This window comes from Frigidibacter sp. MR17.14, from assembly GCF_037095735.1.
Taxonomy (GTDB): Bacteria; Pseudomonadota; Alphaproteobacteria; order Rhodobacterales; family Rhodobacteraceae; genus Frigidibacter.
Window position 1 is genome coordinate 564,248 of record NZ_JBAWKD010000002.1, and the last position, 19,707, is coordinate 583,954.

Here is a 19,707-nt window from a genome sequence, read left to right on the forward strand (position 1 = left end):
CGCACGCGCGCCGTCCCGCTTTCGCATTGGCTCAAATATCCCGGGGGGCGCGCCAGAGGCGCGCGGGGGCAGCGCCCCCTCCCCGCCCGAAACCGACCCGAAGCCTAAAGTTCGGTCAGCCCGTCTCCGACCGGCGCCTCCTGCTCGCGCCGCGCGATTTCCAGCTCGGCCACCAGCCGCGCCTCTTCCAGCCGCTGGACCAGGTCCGGCATCCGGTTCTCTTCGGCGAACCGCGCCAGGTCACTCAGCACATCGATCATCCACTCGTAACGCATGTCCCATCCGGCAGGGCGATCGGCCCGCCCTGCAGCATGGCCCGATTCCCTGCCGGACTGGTAAACGTTTCCCGAAACAGTCCGGCCACCGCGCGGGGGCGGTGGCGGGCCGTCCATCCTTCGCGGCGCTCAGCGCCGGCTGGCCTCGAGCGCGTCCTCGAAGGTGCGCAACCCGGTGCGCGGGCTCTGCACCAGCACCGCCATGTTGCCGGGCTTGTGCTGGTTGCGCAGCATCTTCATATGCGCCGCCGGGATCTCGGCCCAGGGGAAGACCTCGGACATCGCCGGATCCAGCCTGCGCTCGATCATCAGCTTGTTCGCGGCCGAGGCCTGCTTCAGATGCGCGAAATGGCTGCCCTGCAGGCGCTTCTGGTGCATCCACATGTAGCGCACGTCGAAGGTGCAGTTGAACCCGCTGGTCCCGGCGCAGATCACGACCATGCCGCCCTTCTTCACCACCAGCGTCGAGACCGGGAAGGTCGCCTCGCCGGGATGTTCGAAGACCATGTCGACATTCACGCCCTTGCCGGTGATGTCCCAGATCGCCTTGCCGAACTTGCGGGCCTCTTTCAGCCACTCGTTGTATTCCGGCGTGTTGACCTTGGGCAGCTGCCCCCAGCACTTGAAGTCCTTGCGGTTGATGACGCCCTTGGCGCCCATCGACATCACGAACTCGCGCTTGTCCTCTTCCGAGATCACGCCGATCGCGTTGGCGCCAGCGGTGTTGATCAGCTGGATCGCATAGCTGCCAAGCCCGCCCGAGGCACCCCAGACCAGCACGTTCTGCCCGGGCTTCAGGTCATGCGGCTCGTGCCCGAACAGCATCCGGTAGGCCGTGGCCAGCGTCAGCGTGTAGCAGGCGGCCTCTTCCCAGGTCAGGTGCTTCGGTCGCGGCATCAGCTGCTGCGCCTGCACCTTGGTGAACTGCGCGAAAGAGCCGTCGGGCGTCTCGTAGCCCCAGATCCGCTGCGAGGTCGAGAACATCGGGTCGCCGCCGTTGCACTCCTCGTCGTCGCCGTCGTCCTGGTTGCAATGGATGACGACCTCGTCGCCGACCTTCCAGCGGGTCACGCGCTCGCCGACCTTCCAGACGATGCCCGAGGCGTCGGAGCCCGCGATGTGATAGGGCGCGCCGTGGCCGTCGAAGGGGCTGATCGGCACGCCGAGCCCCGCCCAGACGCCGTTGTAGTTGACGCCCGCCGCCATCACGAGGACCAGAACCTCGTTGCTGTCGATCTCCCAGGTGTCGACGACCTCGACCTGCATCGCGGTGTCGGGCTCGCCATGCCGCTCGCGGCGGATCGCCCAGGAATACATCTTCTTCGGCACATACCCGAGGGGCGGCATCTCGCCGATCTCATACAGGTCTTTTTCCGGCGCCTCGTAGGGCGCGATTTCGGTCTGTCGGTCCAGGGCCATCACGTAAGCCTCCCATTCGGCGTCCTGCCGCGGCGCGGAATCACGCGCCGCATCTGCAACAGAGCTAACCGACCGCAGCGCAACATTGCAATACGACTGAGGTAGGTTTTGTAATTTTCTGTCTCGCACGATTATTGCGCGAGGGAAGTCATGGTTCCGCGACCTGACGTTAGGACAGTTGCCCGACGCCGCGGTCGCACGCATCATAGCACGGAACCCGCCGCAGCGCGGCGAATTGACAGGGACATATTATTTCGCTTAACACCCGCCACACGGCAAGAATGTTGCCGCAACAATCTGAGGCCGCCATGACCGACAGCCTGAAGCCCTCCGATTCCGCCCCGAAGCGCGAAAAGCCCTGGCTGTTCCGCACCTATGCCGGCCATTCCACGGCCGAGAAGTCGAACGCGCTCTACCGCGCGAACCTCGCCAAGGGACAGACCGGGCTCTCGGTGGCCTTCGACCTGCCGACGCAGACGGGGTATGATTCGGACCACGAGCTGGCGCGGGGCGAGGTCGGCAAGGTCGGCGTGCCGGTGGCCCATCTGGGTGACATGCGCGCGCTCTTCGACGCGATCCCACTCGAAGAGATGAACACCTCGATGACGATCAACGCGACGGCGCCCTGGCTCCTGTCGCTCTACATCGCCGTGGCCGAGGAACAGGGCGCGGATGTCGCCAAGCTGCAGGGCACCGTCCAGAACGACCTCGTGAAGGAATACCTCAGCCGCGGCACCTACATCTGCCCGCCGAAGCCCTCGCTCGCGATGATCACCGACATCGCGGCCTACACGGCCGTCCACCTGCCGAAGTGGAACCCGATGAACGTCTGCAGCTACCACCTGCAGGAGGCGGGCGCGACGCCGGAGCAGGAGCTGGCCTTCGCGCTGGCGACCGGCATCGCGGTGCTCGACGATCTGAAGGCCAAGGTCCCGGCCGAAGGCTTCCCGGCGATGGTGGGCCGCATCTCGTTCTTCGTGAACGCGGGCATCCGCTTCGTGACCGAGATGTGCAAGATGCGCGCCTTCACCGAGCTCTGGGACGAGATCTGCCGCGACCGCTACGGGATCGAGGACGAGAAGTACCGCCGCTTCCGCTATGGCGTGCAGGTCAACAGCCTCGGCCTGACCGAGCAGCAGCCCGAAAACAACGTCTACCGCATCCTGCTGGAAATGCTCGCGGTGACGCTCTCGAAGAACGCCCGCGCCCGCGCCGTGCAGCTTCCGGCCTGGAACGAGGCGCTGGGCCTGCCCCGCCCCTGGGACCAGCAGTGGTCGCTTCGGATGCAGCAGATCCTGGCCTACGAGACCGACCTTCTGGAATATGGCGACCTCTTCGACGGCAACCCGGTGATCGCGGCCAAGGTCGAGGTGCTGAAGGCGGGCGCGCGGGCCGAACTGGACCTGCTCGATGGCATGGGCGGCGCGATCGCGGCGATCGACTACATGAAGGCGCGGCTCGTCGAGTCGAACGCGGCCCGCATCGGCCGCATCGAGGATGAAGAGACCATCGTCGTCGGCGTGAACCGCTGGCAGCAGGGCGAGCCCTCGCCGCTGGTGGACAGCGAGGGCGGCATCATGACCGTCGATCCGGCGGTCGAGGCCGACCAGATCGCCCGCCTCGCCGCCTGGCGCGCCGCGCGCGACGCGGGGCGCGTGCAGGCGGCGCTGGCGGCGCTGAAAACCGCGGCCAAGGCCGGGCAGAACATCATGCCCGCCTCGATCGAGGCGGCGAAGGCCGGGGTCACCACCGGCGAATGGGCAGGCGTGCTGCGCGCGGTCCACGGCGAATACCGCGGGCCCACCGGCGTGTCGAAGAACCCCTCGAACCGGACCGAGGGGCTCGAGCCGATCCGCGAGGCGGTCGACCTCGTGTCACAGAAGCTCGGCCGGCGGCTGAAGTTCCTCGTGGGCAAGCCCGGGCTCGACGGCCATTCGAACGGGGCCGAGCAGATAGCCTTCCGCGCCCGCGACTGCGGCATGGACATCACCTATGAGGGCATCCGCCTGACGCCCGAGCAGATCGTGGCCGCGGCCGAGGCCGAGGCCGCCCATGTCGTGGGCCTGTCGATCCTGTCGGGCAGCCACCTGCCGCTGATCGCCGAGGTGATGGAGCGGATGACCGCCGCCGGCCTGTCGCATGTGCCGGTCGTCGTCGGCGGCATCATCCCCGACGAGGATGCCGCGCGGCTTCTGGGCATGGGCGTGACCCGCGTCTACACGCCCAAGGACTTCGAACTGAACCGGATCATGATGGACATCGTGGCCCTGGCCGAACCCGCGCCCGCCGCCGCCTGAGCGTCCGTCCCGCCTGCCAAGACCACCGGCCGGGGCCCTGCGCCCCGGCTTTTTCGTGCAGGCGCAGCGGCGCTGTTTCACCGGGACCGGCAATGCCCGTCAGCACTCGAAGACTGTTTCGCAACATGTCGAATCTTGGCGAAAAATCGTCGAAACTCCTGCGCTGCGGCGGAACCCCGCCGCGACGCGGGGGTTGACCGGACACGATGCCCGCGACGTTCCCTCTGCCGGATCAGGGCCCTGACCGAAACCGATGGATGAGGATTGACGTGCGGCCGCCCGGTCGCCGGCTGGATCGACTTTCCCCAAAAACCAACAGGACTTGACAATGAAGCACTTCCTTCTGGCCGCGGCCCTCGTTGCCGCTCCCATTGCTGCGTCCGCAGCGACCGTCGCCGCCCCGGATGCCGGCAAGACCGCGACCGCCGTTGGCATGCTGACCCCGGGCGGCACCGAAAGCTTCGTCTTCACCCTCGACAAGCCCATGGACCTCGACTTCTCGGTCGCGGTCACCGGCGCCGAGGATGACGTGAAGGAAGTGACCTACCAGTACTCCTTCGGCGGCTTCACCTCGGAGATCATGAACCTCGTGTTCGCCGAGAATCAGGGCATCACCGGCGCCGGCTACGGCAACTTCTCGATCTCGGCGCTGAGCGACGTCACCCTGACCTTCTTCGACGGCGTGGCCGAGACCGTCGGCATCACCGTGACCGCCGCCGGCGACAACCCGGCCCCGGTTCCGCTGCCGGCCGGCGTGGTCCTGCTGGGGTCGGCCCTGGCCGGTGCCGGCTTCATGGGCAAGCGCCGCCGCAAGGCCTGATCCTGCCGTCCCGCCCCGAAACCGGGGCGGGACACCCCCGCGGCCACCCCTGTCCTCGCCGCCTTGACCCTGCCGCCCTGCCGGGCTTCTCTCGGCCCGACAGCGGAAAGGTCTCCCCATGCGCATCATCATCCTCGGCATCGGCGCCATCGGCGGCACCGTGGCAGCCGCCCTCGCCCGTTCAGGGCAGGAAGTGCTCTGCATCGCCCGCGGCGAACAACTCGCGGCGATCCGCCAGAGCGGTCTGAAGCTGCGCTGCCCGGGCGAAAGCTTCACCGAAGCCCTCGACTGCGTCTCGTCCCCCGCCGAAATCGCCTTCCGCCCCGATGACGCGATCCTGCTGGCCACCAAGACCCAGCACAGCGCCGCGGCCCTCGACGCCCTGCGCGATGCCGGCGTCACCGACCAGCCGGTCTTCTGCCTGCAGAACGGCGTCGAGAACGAGCGCATCGCCCTGCGCCGCTTTCCCAATGTCCACGGCGTGCTGGTGATGATGCCGGCGCAATACCTGATCGCGGGCGAGGTCCTCGCCTTCTCGGCCCCCTGCCACGGCGCCTTCGACATCGGCCGCTTCCCCGGCGGCTGCGACGGCGCGGACCGCGCGCTGGCGGCGGCGATGACCGCGGCCAACATCCCCTCGGTCGCGAGCGAGGCGGTGATGACCGCGAAATACGGCAAGCTGGTGATGAACCTCGGCAACATCTCCGAGGCGCTGGTCGGCCCCTCGGGCGACAAGGCCGCGGCGACCCGCGCCCTGCAGGACGAAGGCCGCGCCGTGCTGACCGCCGCCGGCATCGCCTTCCGCGAGGACATCGACCCCGAGCGGCGGGCGCGGATGAAGATCGAAGAGATCGCCGGCGTCGAGCGGCTCGGCAGTTCGACCTCGCAGAGCTTCGCGCGCGGCGCCGCCTCGGTCGAGACGGACTTCCTGAACGGCGAGATTGCCCTGATCGCCCGCCAGCACGGGCTCGCCGCACCGCGCAACGCCTTCGCCTGTGCCGCCGCGGCGCGGATGGTCGCGGGCCGCATCGCGCCGGGCGGCCTGCCGCAGGACGAGGTGGCCGCGGCGCTCGGCCTCTGACAGGCAGTTCGGGCGCGCAGCCCGGCCCGCATTCGGGCGCGCGCCCGCGATGGACGCCCTGCCCCGCTTGCGCTATCAGGGCGCCCGACCCAAGGCGGAGGAAGACATGTCCGGTCACGGCGCCCCGATCCCGATGATTTCCCGCAAGTCCGGGCCGCTGTCCGGCACGGCGGCGATCCCCGGCGACAAGTCGATCAGCCATCGCGCGCTGATCCTTGGCGCGCTGTCGATCGGCCGCACCGAGGTGACGGGCCTGCTCGAGGGCGAGGACGTGCTGGGCACCGCCGCCGCGATGCGCGCCTTCGGCGCCGAGGTGACGCGCCACGGACAGGGCCACTGGACGGTTCAAGGCGTCGGCACCGGCGGCTTCGCCGAGCCCGCGGACGTGATCGACTGCGGCAATGCCGGCACCGGCGTGCGGCTGATCATGGGCGCGATGGCCACCTCGCCGATCACCGCGACCTTCACCGGCGACGCGAGCCTGCGCAAGCGCCCGATGGGCCGCATCACCGACCCGCTTGCGCTGTTCGGCGCGCGCGCCCATGGCCGTTCCGGCGGACGGCTGCCGCTGACGCTGGTCGGCGCCGCCGACCCGGTGCCGGTGCGCTACACGCTGCCGGTGCCCTCGGCGCAGGTGAAGTCGGCGGTGCTGCTGGCCGGGCTGAACGCCCCGGGCGAGACCGTGGTGATCGAACACGAACCGACCCGCGACCATTCCGAGCGGATGCTGCGCGGCTTCGGCGCCGTGCTCGAGGTCACGCGCGAGAACGGCCAGTCGGTCATCACCCTGCAGGGCCAGCCCGAGCTCAAGGCGCAGAGCGTCGCAGTGCCGCGCGATCCGTCCTCGGCCGCCTTCCCGGTCTGCGCGGCGCTGATCGTGCCGGGCTCGGACATCCTCGTGCCCGGCGTCAGCCAGAACCCCACGCGCAACGGTCTTTACACGACGCTGGTCGAGATGGGCGCCGACATCGCCTTCGAGAACCCGCGCGAAGAGGGCGGCGAGCCCGTCGCGGATCTGCGCGTCAGGGCCTCCGCGCTGAAGGGGATCGAGGTCCCGGTCGAGCGCGCGGCCTCGATGATCGACGAATACCCGGTGCTGGCGGCGATCGCGGCCTTCGCCGAGGGCAAGACCGTGATGCGCGGCGTCAAGGAACTGCGCGTGAAGGAAAGCGACCGGATCGACGCGATGGCGCGCGGGCTCGAGGCCTGCGGCGTGACGATCGAGGAAGAGCAGGACCTGCTGGTCGTCCATGGCATGGGCCAGGACGGCGTTCCGGGCGGCGGCACCTGCGCCACCCATCTCGACCACCGCATCGCCATGGCCTTCATGGTCATGGGTCTGGCGTCGCAGAAGCCGGTCAGCATCGACGACGGCAACCCGATCGCGACCTCGTTCCCGATCTTCGAGCCGATGATGCAGGGGCTTGGCGCCACGATCGAACGTAGCGCGGGCTGACCGCGCGGATGCCTCCGGCGGGGATATTTGAGCCAATGCGAAAGCGCTTTCGCCTTGGTCCAAATACTCCCCGCAGAGCGGACCACGCCCGCCAAAGGGAGCCACGACCATGATCTTCACCGTCGCCATCGACGGCCCCGCCGCGGCCGGCAAGGGCACGATCAGCCGCGCCGTCGCCGCGCGCTTCGGCTTCGCGCATCTGGACACCGGGCTGCTCTACCGCGCGGTCGGCGCGCGGGTGCGCGCGGGCGAAGAGCCGGGCGCCGCCGCCCGCGACCTGCGTCCCGAGGATCTGGCCCGCCCCGATCTGCGCACGCTCGAGGCCGGGACCGCGGCCAGCCGCGTCGCCGCCCTGCCCGAGGTGCGCGCGGCCCTCGTCGACTTCCAGCGCCGCTTCGCCCGCACCCCGGGGGGCGCCGTGCTGGACGGGCGCGACATCGGCACCGTCATCTGCCCCGCGGCCGAGGTGAAGCTTTACGTCACCGCCAGCGCCGAGACCCGCGCGCACCGCCGCTGGCTGGAAACCGGCGGCGACCCGGCCGAGGTGCTGGCGCAGGTGCGCGAGCGCGATGCCCGCGACATGGGCCGCGCCGACGCGCCGCTGCGCCCGGCGGCGGATGCGGTGCTGATCGACACCACCGACCTCAGCATCGAGGCCGCCATCGCCCGCGCGCTGGACGAGATCGCGGCGCGCCTGCCCTCGCGCTGAGCCCGCGCCGCCCCCATATCGGGGGGATGCGCGCCCTCGTCCCCCTCCTGCTGCTTGCCCTGTCCGGCACACCGGTTGCCGCGGCGGACCGTGGCCTGCTGTGGAATCGCTCTGGCCTGCCGGCGGGTTTGCCGATGACCCTGCAGTTCGACCCCGGCGCGCGCTGGCAGGTGACGCTCAGCGATCCCGCCACCGGGCGCGACCTGCTGGCCGCGGTGACCGGCGGCCCGAGCCCGCTGCGCGTCCTCGTGCCCGCCGGGCGCTGGGCCGTGCGGGCCGAGAGCGCGGGGGCGACCCGCGACCTCGGGACCCGCGCCTTTGCCGTCACCGGGCCCGCCCGCAAGCAGGGCTGGCGCTTCGACCTGCGCGGCGAGGGCGCCGCGGCGCATCCCTTTGCGCTCTGCCAGGGCAGCGTCGCCGTCACGCAACCGACGGACCGGGTCGGGCCGCCGCAGGCTGCGGCCGCGCGGTCACGGCTGCTGCGCGAGCCCGCCCCGGGCGAGCTGTCGCGCACGCTCGACGACCTCGCCGACCCGCCGTCGCTGCTGCCGATCGCGCCGCCGACCGACCGCCGCCTGACCCTGCCCTGCGACTGACCCTGCACCTGAACCGGGAACTGTCCCGGCCTCAGGGGAGCGCGAAGGGCGGTTTTCCTTGCCTCGGCGGGGGCAAGGGACTATAGCAGCCGCGTCCGGACGGGGTCCGGCACGGATCTGCGCGGGTCGGGGCATGGCTTCCGGCCCGGTTCGCCGTTCCTCCGCCCCGCCCTGGCAGAGCCACCAAAGACCGGCGGAGCCAACCGCATGGCCAGAGAAACCCGTAAAGGAAACCACACACGCATGTGCGCCAAAGCCACCATGGAAGAATTTGAAGCCCTCCTTCAGGAGAGCTTCGAGATCGACACCCCGGACGAAGGTTCGGTTGTCAAAGGCAAGGTCATCGCCATCGAGGCGGGCCAGGCCATCATCGACGTCGGCTACAAGATGGAAGGCCGCGTCGATCTGAAAGAGTTCGCCAACCCCGGCGAAGCTCCTGAAATTTCGATCGGCGACACCGTCGAAGTGTATCTCGACCGCGTCGAGAACGCCCGCGGCGAAGCCGTCATCAGCCGTGAGAAGGCCCGCCGCGAGGAAGCCTGGGATCGCCTGGAGAAAGCCTACGAGAAGGAAGAGCGCGTCGAGGGCGCGATCTTCGGTCGCGTCAAGGGCGGCTTCACCGTCGACCTCGGCGGCGCCGTGGCCTTCCTCCCGGGTTCGCAGGTCGATGTCCGCCCCGTGCGCGACGCCGGCCCGCTGATGGGCATGAAGCAGCCGTTCCAGATCCTGAAGATGGACCGTCGCCGCGGCAACATCGTTGTCTCGCGCCGCGCCATCCTGGAAGAATCGCGTGCCGAACAGCGCGCCGAAGTCATCGCCCGCCTCTCGGAAGGCGAAGTGGTGGACGGCGTCGTCAAGAACATCACCGAATACGGTGCGTTCGTTGACCTCGGCGGCGTCGACGGCCTGCTGCACGTGACCGACATGGCCTGGCGCCGTGTGAACCACCCGAACGAGATCCTGAACATCGGCGAGACCGTGAAGGTCCAGGTGATCAAGATCAACAAGGACACCCACCGCATCAGCCTCGGCATGAAGCAGCTGCAGGCGGATCCGTGGGATGCGGTCGAGCGCAACTACCCGATCACCTCGGTCCACAAGGGCCGCGTGACCAACATCACCGACTACGGCGCCTTCGTGGAGCTGGAGCCGGGCGTCGAAGGTCTGGTGCACGTTTCGGAAATGTCGTGGACGAAGAAGAACGTCCATCCCGGCAAGATCGTCTCGACCTCGCAAGAGGTGGACGTCATGGTCCTGGAAATCGACACCCAGAAGCGCCGCGTTTCGCTGGGCCTCAAGCAGACCATGCGCAACCCGTGGGAAGTCTTCGCCGAGACCCACCCGGTCGGCACCGTCATCGAAGGCGAAGTCAAGAACATCACCGAATTCGGTCTGTTCATCGGCCTCGACAACGACATCGACGGCATGGTGCACCTGTCGGACCTCAGCTGGGAACAGCGCGGCGAAGACGCCATCCAGAACTACCGCAAGGGCGACGTGGTCAAGGCCGCCGTCACCGAAGTCGACACCGACAAGGAGCGCATCTCGCTCTCCATCAAGGCGCTCGACGCGGACACCTTCTCGGATGCCGTTGACGGCGTGAAGCGCGGCACGGTCATCACCACGACCGTCACCGCGATCGAGGATGGCGGCATCGAGGTCGAATACAACGGCATGAAGTCCTTCATCCGTCGTTCGGACCTGTCGCGTGACCGTTCGGAACAGCGCCCCGAGCGCTTCCAGATCGGTGACCACGTCGATGCGCGCGTGACCAACGTCGACAGCAAGACCCGCCGTCTGGGCCTGTCGATCAAGGCGCGCGAGATCGCCGAAGAGAAAGAAGCCGTGGAACAGTACGGCTCGTCGGACTCGGGCGCCTCGCTGGGCGACATCCTGGGCGCCGCGCTCAAGAACCAGAACAACTGATCCGGTTCTGCTGACCTTCGGAAAGGCCCCGCCCCGGCGGGGCCTTTTCCTTTGCCCCCTTCCCGCTTGCCGCACCGGTCCGCAGCGGGCAGCATGCCGGCCAGAGACGACCGGGCGCCCGGCCCGGCCCCCGGGGACCGCATGCCGTTCACCTTCCACGATGCGCCCGACGACGCCGTCCGTCAGGCCGTGCTCCAGCCCCTGCTCGCCAGCAACCGCGCGCGCGGACCGCAGCTCGATCTGCGCCCCTTCGCCTTCACGATAGACGACGATGCGGGCCGCGTGCTTGGCGGGCTCGTCGGCCGCACCGCCTATGACTGGGCGGTGATCGAGCTGCTCTACGTCCCGCCCGAGGCGCGCGGACGCGGCACCGGGCGCCGCCTGGTCGCGGCGGCCGAGGCGCTGGCCCGCGACCGGGGCTGCACCGGCATCTGGCTCGACAGTTTCGGGTTCCAGGCGCCGGAGTTCTATCGCCGCCTTGGCTATCGGGTCTTCGGCACGCTGCCCGACAACCCCCGTGGCGACAGCCGCTGGTTCCTGTCCAAGCGCCTCGACTGACCCTTCCGGCACCCCCGGACGCGGCCTGACGCTGCGGCGCGGCATGGCCGCCGCGCATTATGCGAAGCGGAAACCGGCCGACCTGTCGCGGCGTTCACAGGGAATTCCCCGTGAATACAGCGGGTTTACTGTTTCTTGCCAAAGAGAATCCCCCTATAGTCCGCAAACTGCGACCGGGAGAGACATCCCGCGCATCCTCCGGGAGGCCTGAATGATCCGTTCGGAACTGATACAGAAGATCGCGGAAGAAAACCCTCACCTGTTCCAGCGCGATGTCGAGCGCATCGTGAACACGATCTTCGAGGAAATCACCGAAGCCATGTCCCGCGGGGACAGGGTCGAGCTGCGTGGGTTCGGCGCTTTCTCGGTCAAGGGCCGTGATGCCCGCACCGGGCGCAACCCCCGCACCGGCGAGTCGGTCGATGTCGAGGAAAAGCACGTGCCCTTCTTCAAGACCGGCAAGCTGCTGCGCGATCGGCTCAACGGGCTGGAAGGCTGAGCCCTGCGGGGCTAGATAGCTTCGGACCGGTCCCTCGAAAGGCGAGACGATGATCCGATACCTGCGCATCGCGCTGACCGCCCTGGTCGCGCTGGTCCTTCTTGTGCTGGCGCTTGCCAACCGCGACCCCGTCGCGCTGCGCCTCCTGCCCGGCGACATGGGGGCCTATCTCGGCGTGGGCGAGGGCATCCAGATGCCGATGTTCGTGGTGATCCTGATCACCCTGCTCGTCGGTCTCGCGCTTGGCTTCTCGTGGGAATGGGCGCGCGAATCCGGGCACCGCAAGGCCGCCAGGGCCCATGCCCGCCAGGCCGCGCAGCTCAAGCGCGAGGTCTCGACCCTGCGGACCGAGACCCAGACCCCGCAGGACGAGGTGCTGGCCCTGCTCGACCGCCCCCAGACGCTGCCGGCCCCGCGCTGATCCGATGGCCACCCGCGTCAAGATCTGCGGGCTGACCACGCCCGAAACGCTCGCCACCGCCGTCGAGGCCGGGGCGCGCTATGTCGGCTTCGTGTTCTTCCCGAAAAGCCCCCGCGACATCGGCATCGCCCAGGCGGCGGCTCTGGCCGTCGAGGTGCCGCCCGGCGTCGCCAAGGTGGCGCTGACCGTCGATGCCGACGATGCCGCGCTCGAGGCGATCACCGGCGCGGTGCCGCTCGACATGCTGCAGCTTCACGGGCACGAATCCCCGGCCCGCGTGGCCGAGATCCGCGCCCGCTTCGGCCTGCCGGTGATGAAGGCCGTCGGCGTCGCCACCGCGGATGACCTGCCGAAGATCGCCAAATACGAGACGGTGGCCGACCAGATCCTGCTCGATGCCAAGGCGCCCAAGGGCTCGGAACTGCCGGGCGGCAACGGTCTTGCCTTCGACTGGCGGTTGATCGCCGGGCGGCAATGGCAGAAGCCCTGGATGCTGGCGGGCGGCCTCACCCCCTTCAACGTCGCCGAGGCGGTGCGCCTGACCGGCGCGCGGCAAGTCGATGTCTCCTCGGGCGTCGAAAGCGCGCCCGGCGTGAAGGATGACGGCCTGATCCGCGCCTTCCTGAAGGCCGCCGGATGATCGCCTTCCGCGACGCGACCGAGGCCGACCTGCCGGCGATCCTCGCGCTTCTGCGCGACGACCCGCTCGGTGCCGCGCGCGAGGCGGCGGGCGACCTCGCCCCCTATCGCGCGGCCTTCGCGCGCATCCGCGCCTCGTCCGACCAGCAGCTGGTCGTGGGCGTCGATGACGCGGGCGCGGTCGTCGCCACCTGCCAGCTGTCGATCCTGCCGGGCCTCTCCAACGCCGGACGGATTCGCGGCCAGATCGAGGCGGTGCGGGTCGCGGCCGCGCTCCGCTCGCAGGGAATCGGCGCGGCGCTGATGGCCGAGGCCGAGGCGCGGCTGCGCGCGGCCGGATGCGGCGTCCTGCAGCTTACCACCGACCGCTCGCGCACCCGCGCGCATGCGTTCTACGAAGCGCTCGGCTTTACCGCCACGCACATCGGGTATAAACGCACTCTGACCTGACAGGAGCGCGCGAAATGGCCGAAGATCTCATCAACAGCTATCGCAACGGCCCCGACGAGACCGGCCGGTTCGGCATCTTCGGCGGGCGGTTCGTGTCCGAAACGCTGATGCCGCTGATCCTCGATCTGCAGGCGGAATACGAGAAGGCCAAGACCGACCAGTCGTTCTGGGACGAGATGAACGACCTGTGGAAGCACTATGTCGGCCGTCCCTCGCCGCTCTATTTCGCGCCCCGCCTGACCGAACACCTCGGCGGCGCCAAGATCTACCTCAAGCGCGAAGAGCTGAACCACACCGGTTCGCACAAGATCAACAACGTGCTGGGCCAGATCCTTCTGGCGCGCCGCATGGACAAGCAGCGCATCATCGCCGAGACCGGCGCCGGCCAGCACGGCGTGGCGACGGCGACGGTCTGCGCCAAGTTCGGCCTGAAGTGTGTGGTCTACATGGGCGCCCATGACGTCGAGCGTCAGGCCCCGAACGTCTTCCGCATGCGCCTGCTGGGCGCCGAAGTCGTGCCGGTGAAATCCGGCCGCGGCACGCTGAAGGACGCGATGAACGACGCGCTGCGCGACTGGGTGACCAACGTGCGCGACACCTTCTACTGCATCGGCACCGTGGCGGGCCCCCACCCCTATCCGGCGATGGTGCGCGACTTCCAGTCGATCATCGGCCGCGAGACCCGCGAACAGCTGCAGGAGCAGGAAGGCGAAGGCCGCCTGCCCGACACGATCGTGGCGGCGGTCGGCGGCGGCTCGAACGCGATGGGCCTGTTCCACCCGTTCCTCGACGAGCCCTCGGTCCGCATCATCGGCGTCGAGGCCGGCGGCAAGGGCGTGGACGAGCGGATGGAGCATTGCGCCTCGCTCACCGGCGGGCGTCCGGGCGTGCTGCACGGCAACCGCACCTACCTGCTGCAGGACGAGGACGGCCAGATCCTGGAAGGCTATTCGATCTCGGCGGGTCTCGACTACCCGGGCATCGGCCCAGAGCATTCCTGGCTGCACGAGACCGGCCGGGCCGAATACGTGCCCGCGACCGATGCCGAGGCGCTGGCCGCCTTCCAGCTGCTGTGCGAGACCGAAGGCATCATCCCGGCGCTGGAATCGAGCCATGCCATCGCGCATGTGATGAAGATCGCGGGCGACCTGCCGAAGGACCACATCATCGTGGTCAACCTCTCGGGCCGCGGCGACAAGGACATCTTCACCGTCGCCAAGCACCTCGGCTTCGAGATGAAGGTCTGATCCGCACGGATCTGCACCGGACAGCAGGGCGCCTTAGGGCGCCCTTCGTTTTTCCAGACGGGGTTCGGCGGGCCTGCCGCCGCCCCGACCGAGGATCACGGGCGCCGCGCAGCCTGGCCGTCGAACCGTCCGCCCCGCCCCCCGACAAAGGCCGCAGCCGCCTTCGGGCCGCGCTAGCTCCCTGCGGCAGCCCCCCAAGGCACGCGCCCGCAGCGCGGGGTCACTCGGCCGGCGGCTCCAGCGCGCTTTCCTGCAGCACTTCCAGCGGCACGACCTCGAGCGCGCGGGCATGGGTGGCGGCAAGGTTGACCTTCGGCGCGCAGCCCTCGTCATGGGCCTGCAGGAAGCGCCCCGCGCAGAGGCACCAGCGCTGGCCCGGCTTCAACCCCGGAAAGCGGTATTCGGGCCGCGGCGTCGACAGGTCGTTGCCGACATATTTCGAGAAGGCGAGGAATTCCGCCGTCAGCTCGACGCAGACGGTGTGGCTGCCGCGATCCTCGGCGCAGGTGTTGCAATGCCCGTCGCGGAAGAAGCCAGTGACCGGCGCGGTAGAGCAGGGCTCGAGCCGGGTTCCCAGAACGTTGATCGGGTCGTCCTTGTCCATCGCGCGCTCCCTTCGTCCCCATCCAACACTAAAGGCTGCGAACGAGGGGTAAAGTCACGTCAGCGAAAACGGTCGGCAAGCTTCTGCAGCAGGCTCTGCGGCGTCTCGGGCGCCTCTGGCGCGGGCGCCGCCTTCGCGGCCCGTGCCGCGGCATCGGGCATCTTCGGCGGTGCGGCCTCGGTCTGGCCGGGCTTCGGGCCTGCAGCCTTCGGGGCGGCCTTCGGGTCGGCTGACGCACTGGCCCCCTGCGATCCGGTGCCCGACCGCGGCGGCGCCACGCGCAGCGCCACGGCATTCAGGAATTTCGCCCCCTCGCCCGCCGCCAGCGCCGCGGCGCCATCCGAGACGCCGCGCATCACGTCGTCCAGCCACTCGGCCTCGGCCTTGGCGAAATCGGCCAGCACATAGCCCGCGACCCGGTCCTTGTGGCCGGGATGGCCGATGCCAAGGCGGACCCGGTCATAGGCCTCGCCGATATGCTGGTGGATCGAGCGCAGGCCATTGTGCCCGGCATGGCCGCCGCCGGTCTTCAGCCGCACCCGGCCGGGGGCGAGGTCCAGCTCGTCATGGAAGACCACGACATCGGCCGGTTCGAGCTTGTGGAAGCGCATCGCCTCGCCCACCGACTGGCCCGAAAGGTTCATGAAGGTGGCGGGCTTCAGCAGGATCACCTTCTCGGAGCCCAGCCGCCCCTCGGCCACCTCGCCCTGGAACTTCGCGCGCCAGGGGGTGAAGCCGTGATCGGCGGCGATGCGGTCCAGCGCCATGAAGCCGATGTTGTGACGGTTGCCCGCGTATTTCGCGCCCGGATTGCCAAGGCCTGCAAAGAGTTTCATCGGCCCTCCGACCTCGCCCGGGCCCCGGACCGTCCGGCGCCTGCCCCTATCTGACGGCGAACCGCCCCGGCATCAAGCCCTGCAGTCCCGCCACGCCCGCGTGCCGGGGCCGGTGGATTGGCACGATGGCGACAGCGGGCAGGTCTGGCGGATCGGTGCGCCTCCGGGCATGGCGCGGCCCCGCTTGCGGGGCGGACCGCGTCGAGCGCCCTGCCGCCCGGCACCGGTCGCGGCTGCAGGCCGGGGGGAAAGCCCACCGTCGGGGACGGCTTCACCCCGGCCGACAAGCGCAGGGGCCGGGGGCGGCGCCGGGATCAGGCCCCCGAAAGCGGAACGGGGGCCCGAAGGCCCCCGTTCGCAGGTTCCGTACCGAAGACCGATCAGGCCTCGGCGGCAGCCTCGGCAGCTTCGGCCGACACCAGGCCCGACGGGGCCGCGATGTTGGCGATGACGAAGTTGCGCTTGATGGTCGGCACGAGGCCCTTCGGCAGCTCGATGTCGTCGATGTGGATCGTCGCACCGATGTCGTAGCCCGAGAGATCGACGGTGATGTGATCCGGGATCTCGCTCGCGGTCACTTCCATCTCGACTTCCGGACGCACCACGACCAGCGTGCCGCCACGCTTCAGGCCGGGGGCCTTCTCGTGGTTCTCGAAGGTGACGTGGATGTACAGGTTGATGCGCGAGTTGCGGTGGACGCGCATCAGGTCGACGTGGGTCGGAAGGTCCTTCACGACGTCACGCTGGACGCCGCGGCAGATCACGCGCACGTCGTCCTGGCCTTCGACCTTCAGGTTCCAGAGCGTCGACAGGAAGCGGCCTGCCTTCAGCTTCTTCAGAAGGTCGTTGAACTTGAAGTTCAGGGCGAGCGGCTCTTTGCCGTCGCCGTAAACGATGCCGGGTACGTTGCCTTCACGACGGGCTTGACGGGCGGCCCCCTTGCCTGTCCCCGTCCGTACCTCGGCGATAAGATCCGGGATCTCACCAGCCATTGGTCTACTCCACTTTGCTGTTTGCGCGGAACGTCCTCCAAGGGTGCACGCCCGCAAGGCCGCGCCTATAGCGTGGATCGGGCGGGAAGGCAAAGGGAAATGAGGGAGGGGGCGCTGCCCCCTCGCGGGCGGGGCCCGCTCACCCCCGGGATATTTGGACCAATGCGAAGGGCGGTCAAGAGGGGGCGCTGCCCCCGGCGCGCGGGCGCGCCTCCCCCGGAGTATTTCGGCCAAGCCGAAGGGGGGCGTTTGCGGCGCTGCGGCGGGCGTGGTAGCGGGGGGCGTTGCCGCGCGAGGAGACCGCGATGAGCCTTCGCGCCGCCCTGCGCCTTGCCCGCCAGCCCGCCCTGTCGCTTGCCCTGTGCGGCATGGCGATCGGCACTTTCGCCGCCACCATGCCCGACCTGAAGGCCCGCGCCGGCACCTCGGATGGCGAGACCGGGATCGCGCTGATCGCGGCGGCGGTGGGCGGCATGAGCGCGATGCATTTCGGCCCGGCCTTCGCGCGGGCCACCGGCGGCCGCGTGCTGCCGGCGGCGGCGCTGGTCGGGGCCGCGGCTGTGCTGGCGCCGCTTCTGGGCACCGGCCCGCTGATGCTGATCCCGGCGCTGATGCTGTTCGGGGCCGGTGCCTCGCTTCTCGACATCGTCGCCAATCTCGTGGTCTCGGAGATCGAGCGGCGCGAGCGCCGGTCGCTGATGAACGTGGCCCATGCCTGCTATTCCTTCGGCTTCGCGGGGGCGGCGCTGGCGGCCTCGGCCGCGCGCGGGGCGGGCTTCGGGCCGGCGGCGATCCTGCCGGTCGCGGCGGCGCTGATCTGCCTTTGCGCGCTTTCGCAGCCGCGCGGGCCCGGCCCGCAGCGGGCCTCGGGGCCGGCCGGGCCGAAGGTCGCCCTGCCGATGGCCGCGGTGCTGCCCGCGGGGCTGATCGTCTTCGCCGCGATCATGGGCGAGAACGCGACCGAGGCCTGGACCGCGCTGCACATCGAGCGCACGCTGGGCGCCCCCCATGGCGCGGGCAGCCTTGGCCCCACGCTCTTCGGGCTGACAATGGGGCTGGCGCGGCTGGCGGCGCAGGTGATCTCGGGCCGGGTGAGCGAGGCGCGGCTGGTCGGAGGCTCTTGCCTGATCGCGGTGGCGGGCGTCACCGCGGTGGCGCTGGCACCGACGCCGCTGGTGGCGATGGCCGGGGTCGTGGCCTCGGGCGCGGGGCTGGCGGTGGCGGTGCCCTCGGCGATCTCGATGCTGGGGGTGCGGGTCACCGATGCGCAGCGCCCGCTGGCGATCAGCCGGGCGCTGACGCTGGGCTATGCCGGGTTCTTCGTCGGCCCCTCGGTGATCGGGCTGGTGGCCGAGCTTGCGGGGCTGCGCGCGGCCTTCCTCGCCGTCGCGCTGACCGTGGCGCTGGCGCTGCCGGCGGCCCGCGCGCTGGCGCGGATCCGGCCCTAACGTCGCGCTGGCGCGCCTCCGGCCCCAGCGCCGCGCTGGCGCGCATCTGACCCCAAGGGCACGACAGCCGGCATCCCGCCACGGCACCGCGCAGACCCGCGTTCCGTCTTGGCAACGCGCAGACGCGCGGCCGCGTCAGACAGCCCGCGGGCGCGCATCACGGCCCGACCCTGCGCCGGCACGGGCCCCGGACGGCGACGTCCCGCGCCTGCCGCGTCAGCGCGCGCGGTCTTCGGCGGCTCCCGGCCGTGCCCTCAGGCGTAGCTGTCGAAGAAGCCCTTCGGGATCAGCAGGTTCTGCCGCCCCAGCGCCGCCACGTCGCGCTCGCCGCAGAGCGCCATGGTGATGTCGAGCTCCTTGCGGATCACCTCGAGCGCCGCCGTCACCCCCGCCTCGCCCATCGCGCCCAGCCCGTAGACGAAGGCGCGCCCGATCATCGTGCCCTGCGCGCCCAGCGCCAGCGCCTTCAGCACGTCCTGCCCCGAGCGGATCCCGCTGTCGAGCCAGACCTCGGTCCGCCCCGCCACCGCCTCGACGATCTCGGGCAGCATCCGGATCGAGGACAGCGCCCCGTCCAGCTGCCGCCCGCCGTGGTTCGACACGATCAGCGCGTCGCAGCCGAAGGCGGCGGCGCGGGCCGCGTCCTCGGCGTCGAGGATGCCCTTCAGGATGAGCTTGCCGCCCCAGCGGTCGCGGATCCGCGCGACCTTGTCCCAGTCGAGCCGCGGGTCGAACTGCTCGGCCGTCCAGGAGGACAGCGAGGACAGGTCTCCCACCCCCTTTGCATGGCCGACGATGTTGCCGAAGCTGCGCCGCTTGGTCTGCGACATCTCCCAGGCCCATTTCGGCTTGGTCGCGATGTTCAGGATATTGGCCAGCGTCGGCTTCGGCGGCGCCGACAGGCCGTTGCGGATGTCGCGGTGGCGCTGGCCGAGGATCTGCAGGTCCAGCGTCACCACCAGCGCGTCGCAGCCCGCGGCCTTGGCGCGGTCGATCATCCGGTCGACGAAATCGGTGTCGCGCATCACATAGAGCTGGAACCAGAACGGCGCCTGAACCGCCTCGGCCACGTCCTCGATCGAGCAGATCGACATCGTCGACAGCGTGAAAGGCACCCCGAAGTCGCGCGCGGCGCGGGCGGCCTTGATCTCGCCATCCGCCGACTGCATCCCCGTCATCCCCACCGGCGCCAGCGCCACCGGCATGCTGACCGGCCGGCCGATCATCGTCGCGGCGGTCGAGCGGCCGGTCATGTCCACGGCCACCTTCTGGCGCAGGCGGATCTGGCCGAAGTCGGTGACATTCTCGCGGAAGGTCTGCTCGGTGTAGCTGCCCGATTCCGCATAGTCGTAGAACATCCGCGGCACCCGGGCGCGGTAGAGCTGGCGCAGATCCTCGATGCAGGTGATCGTCGGCATGTGTCCCTCCCGATTG

General features: G+C 69.8%; 20 protein-coding genes. 14 read left to right on the top strand and 6 right to left on the bottom strand.

Annotation, left to right across the window (positions count from 1 at the left end):
- Positions 1-104 precede the first annotated feature (104 nt).
- Entirely contained in the window at positions 105-275 is a 171-nt protein-coding gene (locus V8J36_RS07880; protein ID WP_336466735.1) for a hypothetical protein, read from the bottom strand.
- A gap of 129 nt (positions 276-404) precedes the next feature.
- Positions 405-1,694, bottom strand: a complete 1,290-nt coding sequence (gene ccrA, locus V8J36_RS07885; RefSeq protein ID WP_336466736.1) for a crotonyl-CoA carboxylase/reductase — start codon at positions 1,692-1,694, stop codon at positions 405-407.
- A 308-nt stretch (positions 1,695-2,002) separates the two neighbouring features.
- Between ccrA and V8J36_RS07890 the strand changes: the two genes are divergently transcribed.
- From V8J36_RS07890 to trpB, 13 genes are all read left to right on the top strand, one after another.
- Complete coding sequence (locus tag V8J36_RS07890) at positions 2,003-3,991, top strand: protein meaA (RefSeq protein WP_336466737.1); 1,989 nt, start codon at positions 2,003-2,005, stop codon at positions 3,989-3,991.
- A 328-nt stretch (positions 3,992-4,319) separates the two neighbouring features.
- A complete protein-coding gene (locus V8J36_RS07895; RefSeq protein WP_336466738.1) occupies positions 4,320-4,811 on the top strand; it encodes a VPLPA-CTERM sorting domain-containing protein in 492 nt (163 codons plus the stop codon).
- Between the two features lie 118 nt (positions 4,812-4,929).
- The gene (locus tag V8J36_RS07900) at positions 4,930-5,892 is read left to right on the top strand and encodes a ketopantoate reductase family protein (protein ID WP_336466739.1); all 963 of its coding nucleotides are present in this window, start codon (positions 4,930-4,932) and stop codon (positions 5,890-5,892) included.
- 106 nt (positions 5,893-5,998) lie between these two features.
- The gene (gene aroA, locus V8J36_RS07905; RefSeq protein WP_336466740.1) at positions 5,999-7,348 is read left to right on the top strand and encodes a 3-phosphoshikimate 1-carboxyvinyltransferase; all 1,350 of its coding nucleotides are present in this window, start codon (positions 5,999-6,001) and stop codon (positions 7,346-7,348) included.
- 109 nt (positions 7,349-7,457) lie between these two features.
- Positions 7,458-8,057: a (d)CMP kinase gene (locus tag V8J36_RS07910; protein ID WP_336466741.1), complete on the top strand. Its 600-nt coding sequence runs from the start codon at positions 7,458-7,460 to the stop codon at positions 8,055-8,057.
- Between the two features lie 134 nt (positions 8,058-8,191).
- Positions 8,192-8,653 (top strand): hypothetical protein, encoded by a 462-nt coding sequence (locus V8J36_RS07915; RefSeq protein ID WP_336466742.1) that lies wholly within the window; start codon positions 8,192-8,194, stop codon positions 8,651-8,653.
- Positions 8,654-8,860: 207 nt separating this feature from the next.
- Complete coding sequence (rpsA, locus tag V8J36_RS07920) at positions 8,861-10,579, top strand: 30S ribosomal protein S1 (protein WP_336466743.1); 1,719 nt, start codon at positions 8,861-8,863, stop codon at positions 10,577-10,579.
- A 141-nt stretch (positions 10,580-10,720) separates the two neighbouring features.
- A complete protein-coding gene (locus tag V8J36_RS07925) occupies positions 10,721-11,137 on the top strand; it encodes a GNAT family N-acetyltransferase (protein WP_336466744.1) in 417 nt (138 codons plus the stop codon).
- A 211-nt stretch (positions 11,138-11,348) separates the two neighbouring features.
- Positions 11,349-11,636, top strand: coding sequence for an integration host factor subunit beta (gene ihfB / locus V8J36_RS07930; RefSeq protein ID WP_336466745.1), 288 nt, complete (start codon positions 11,349-11,351; stop codon positions 11,634-11,636).
- Between the two features lie 49 nt (positions 11,637-11,685).
- Complete coding sequence (locus V8J36_RS07935) at positions 11,686-12,057, top strand: lipopolysaccharide assembly protein LapA domain-containing protein (RefSeq protein WP_336466746.1); 372 nt, start codon at positions 11,686-11,688, stop codon at positions 12,055-12,057.
- A 4-nt stretch (positions 12,058-12,061) separates the two neighbouring features.
- A complete protein-coding gene (locus V8J36_RS07940) occupies positions 12,062-12,697 on the top strand; it encodes a phosphoribosylanthranilate isomerase (RefSeq protein WP_336466747.1) in 636 nt (211 codons plus the stop codon).
- Entirely contained in the window at positions 12,694-13,146 is a 453-nt protein-coding gene (locus V8J36_RS07945; RefSeq protein WP_336466748.1) for a GNAT family N-acetyltransferase, read from the top strand. Before V8J36_RS07940 ends, V8J36_RS07945 begins: the two co-directional genes overlap by 4 nt.
- 14 nt (positions 13,147-13,160) lie before the next feature.
- Complete coding sequence (gene trpB, locus V8J36_RS07950; RefSeq protein ID WP_336466749.1) at positions 13,161-14,393, top strand: tryptophan synthase subunit beta; 1,233 nt, start codon at positions 13,161-13,163, stop codon at positions 14,391-14,393.
- A 220-nt stretch (positions 14,394-14,613) separates the two neighbouring features.
- Here the strand turns inward: trpB and V8J36_RS07955 are convergent, their stop codons facing one another.
- The 3 genes from V8J36_RS07955 to V8J36_RS07965 all read right to left on the bottom strand — a co-directional run bounded on the left by V8J36_RS07955 (position 14,614) and on the right by V8J36_RS07965 (position 16,825).
- Positions 14,614-14,997, bottom strand: a complete 384-nt coding sequence (locus V8J36_RS07955; RefSeq protein ID WP_336466750.1) for a DUF2237 family protein — start codon at positions 14,995-14,997, stop codon at positions 14,614-14,616.
- A 59-nt stretch (positions 14,998-15,056) separates the two neighbouring features.
- Positions 15,057-15,833, bottom strand: a complete 777-nt coding sequence (pth, locus tag V8J36_RS07960; protein ID WP_336466751.1) for an aminoacyl-tRNA hydrolase — start codon at positions 15,831-15,833, stop codon at positions 15,057-15,059.
- 380 nt (positions 15,834-16,213) lie between these two features.
- Positions 16,214-16,825, bottom strand: a complete 612-nt coding sequence (locus V8J36_RS07965; RefSeq protein ID WP_336466752.1) for a 50S ribosomal protein L25/general stress protein Ctc — start codon at positions 16,823-16,825, stop codon at positions 16,214-16,216.
- A gap of 305 nt (positions 16,826-17,130) precedes the next feature.
- On the opposite strand from V8J36_RS07965, the gene V8J36_RS07970 reads away from it, so the two are divergent.
- Positions 17,131-18,273 (top strand): MFS transporter, encoded by a 1,143-nt coding sequence (locus V8J36_RS07970; RefSeq protein WP_336466753.1) that lies wholly within the window; start codon positions 17,131-17,133, stop codon positions 18,271-18,273.
- 254 nt (positions 18,274-18,527) lie between these two features.
- On the opposite strand, the gene V8J36_RS07975 is transcribed toward V8J36_RS07970, so the two are convergent.
- A complete protein-coding gene (locus tag V8J36_RS07975; RefSeq protein ID WP_336466754.1) occupies positions 18,528-19,691 on the bottom strand; it encodes an alpha-hydroxy acid oxidase in 1,164 nt (387 codons plus the stop codon).
- Positions 19,692-19,707: the final 16 nt, after the last annotated feature.

Bases quoted from the DNA above. Each gene is read 5' to 3' on its own strand.
- ccrA (WP_336466736.1), bottom strand. From the start codon at position 1,694: ATGGCCCTGGACCGACAGACCGAAATCGCGCCCTACGAGGCGCCGGAA.
- V8J36_RS07955 (WP_336466750.1), bottom strand. From the start codon at position 14,997: ATGGACAAGGACGACCCGATCAACGTTCTGGGAACCCGGCTCGAGCCC.
- V8J36_RS07880 (WP_336466735.1), bottom strand. From the start codon at position 275: ATGCGTTACGAGTGGATGATCGATGTGCTGAGTGACCTGGCGCGGTTC.
- V8J36_RS07925 (WP_336466744.1), top strand. From the start codon at position 10,721: ATGCCGTTCACCTTCCACGATGCGCCCGACGACGCCGTCCGTCAGGCC.
- V8J36_RS07915 (WP_336466742.1), top strand. From the start codon at position 8,192: ATGACCCTGCAGTTCGACCCCGGCGCGCGCTGGCAGGTGACGCTCAGC.
- trpB (WP_336466749.1), top strand. From the start codon at position 13,161: ATGGCCGAAGATCTCATCAACAGCTATCGCAACGGCCCCGACGAGACC.
- ihfB (WP_336466745.1), top strand. From the start codon at position 11,349: ATGATCCGTTCGGAACTGATACAGAAGATCGCGGAAGAAAACCCTCAC.
- aroA (WP_336466740.1), top strand. From the start codon at position 5,999: ATGTCCGGTCACGGCGCCCCGATCCCGATGATTTCCCGCAAGTCCGGG.
- pth (WP_336466751.1), bottom strand. From the start codon at position 15,833: ATGAAACTCTTTGCAGGCCTTGGCAATCCGGGCGCGAAATACGCGGGC.
- V8J36_RS07935 (WP_336466746.1), top strand. From the start codon at position 11,686: ATGATCCGATACCTGCGCATCGCGCTGACCGCCCTGGTCGCGCTGGTC.
- V8J36_RS07945 (WP_336466748.1), top strand. From the start codon at position 12,694: ATGATCGCCTTCCGCGACGCGACCGAGGCCGACCTGCCGGCGATCCTC.
- V8J36_RS07970 (WP_336466753.1), top strand. From the start codon at position 17,131: ATGAGCCTTCGCGCCGCCCTGCGCCTTGCCCGCCAGCCCGCCCTGTCG.
- V8J36_RS07965 (WP_336466752.1), bottom strand. From the start codon at position 16,825: ATGGCTGGTGAGATCCCGGATCTTATCGCCGAGGTACGGACGGGGACA.
- V8J36_RS07895 (WP_336466738.1), top strand. From the start codon at position 4,320: ATGAAGCACTTCCTTCTGGCCGCGGCCCTCGTTGCCGCTCCCATTGCT.
- rpsA (WP_336466743.1), top strand. From the start codon at position 8,861: ATGGCCAGAGAAACCCGTAAAGGAAACCACACACGCATGTGCGCCAAA.
- V8J36_RS07900 (WP_336466739.1), top strand. From the start codon at position 4,930: ATGCGCATCATCATCCTCGGCATCGGCGCCATCGGCGGCACCGTGGCA.
- V8J36_RS07940 (WP_336466747.1), top strand. From the start codon at position 12,062: ATGGCCACCCGCGTCAAGATCTGCGGGCTGACCACGCCCGAAACGCTC.
- V8J36_RS07890 (WP_336466737.1), top strand. From the start codon at position 2,003: ATGACCGACAGCCTGAAGCCCTCCGATTCCGCCCCGAAGCGCGAAAAG.
- V8J36_RS07910 (WP_336466741.1), top strand. From the start codon at position 7,458: ATGATCTTCACCGTCGCCATCGACGGCCCCGCCGCGGCCGGCAAGGGC.
- V8J36_RS07975 (WP_336466754.1), bottom strand. From the start codon at position 19,691: ATGCCGACGATCACCTGCATCGAGGATCTGCGCCAGCTCTACCGCGCC.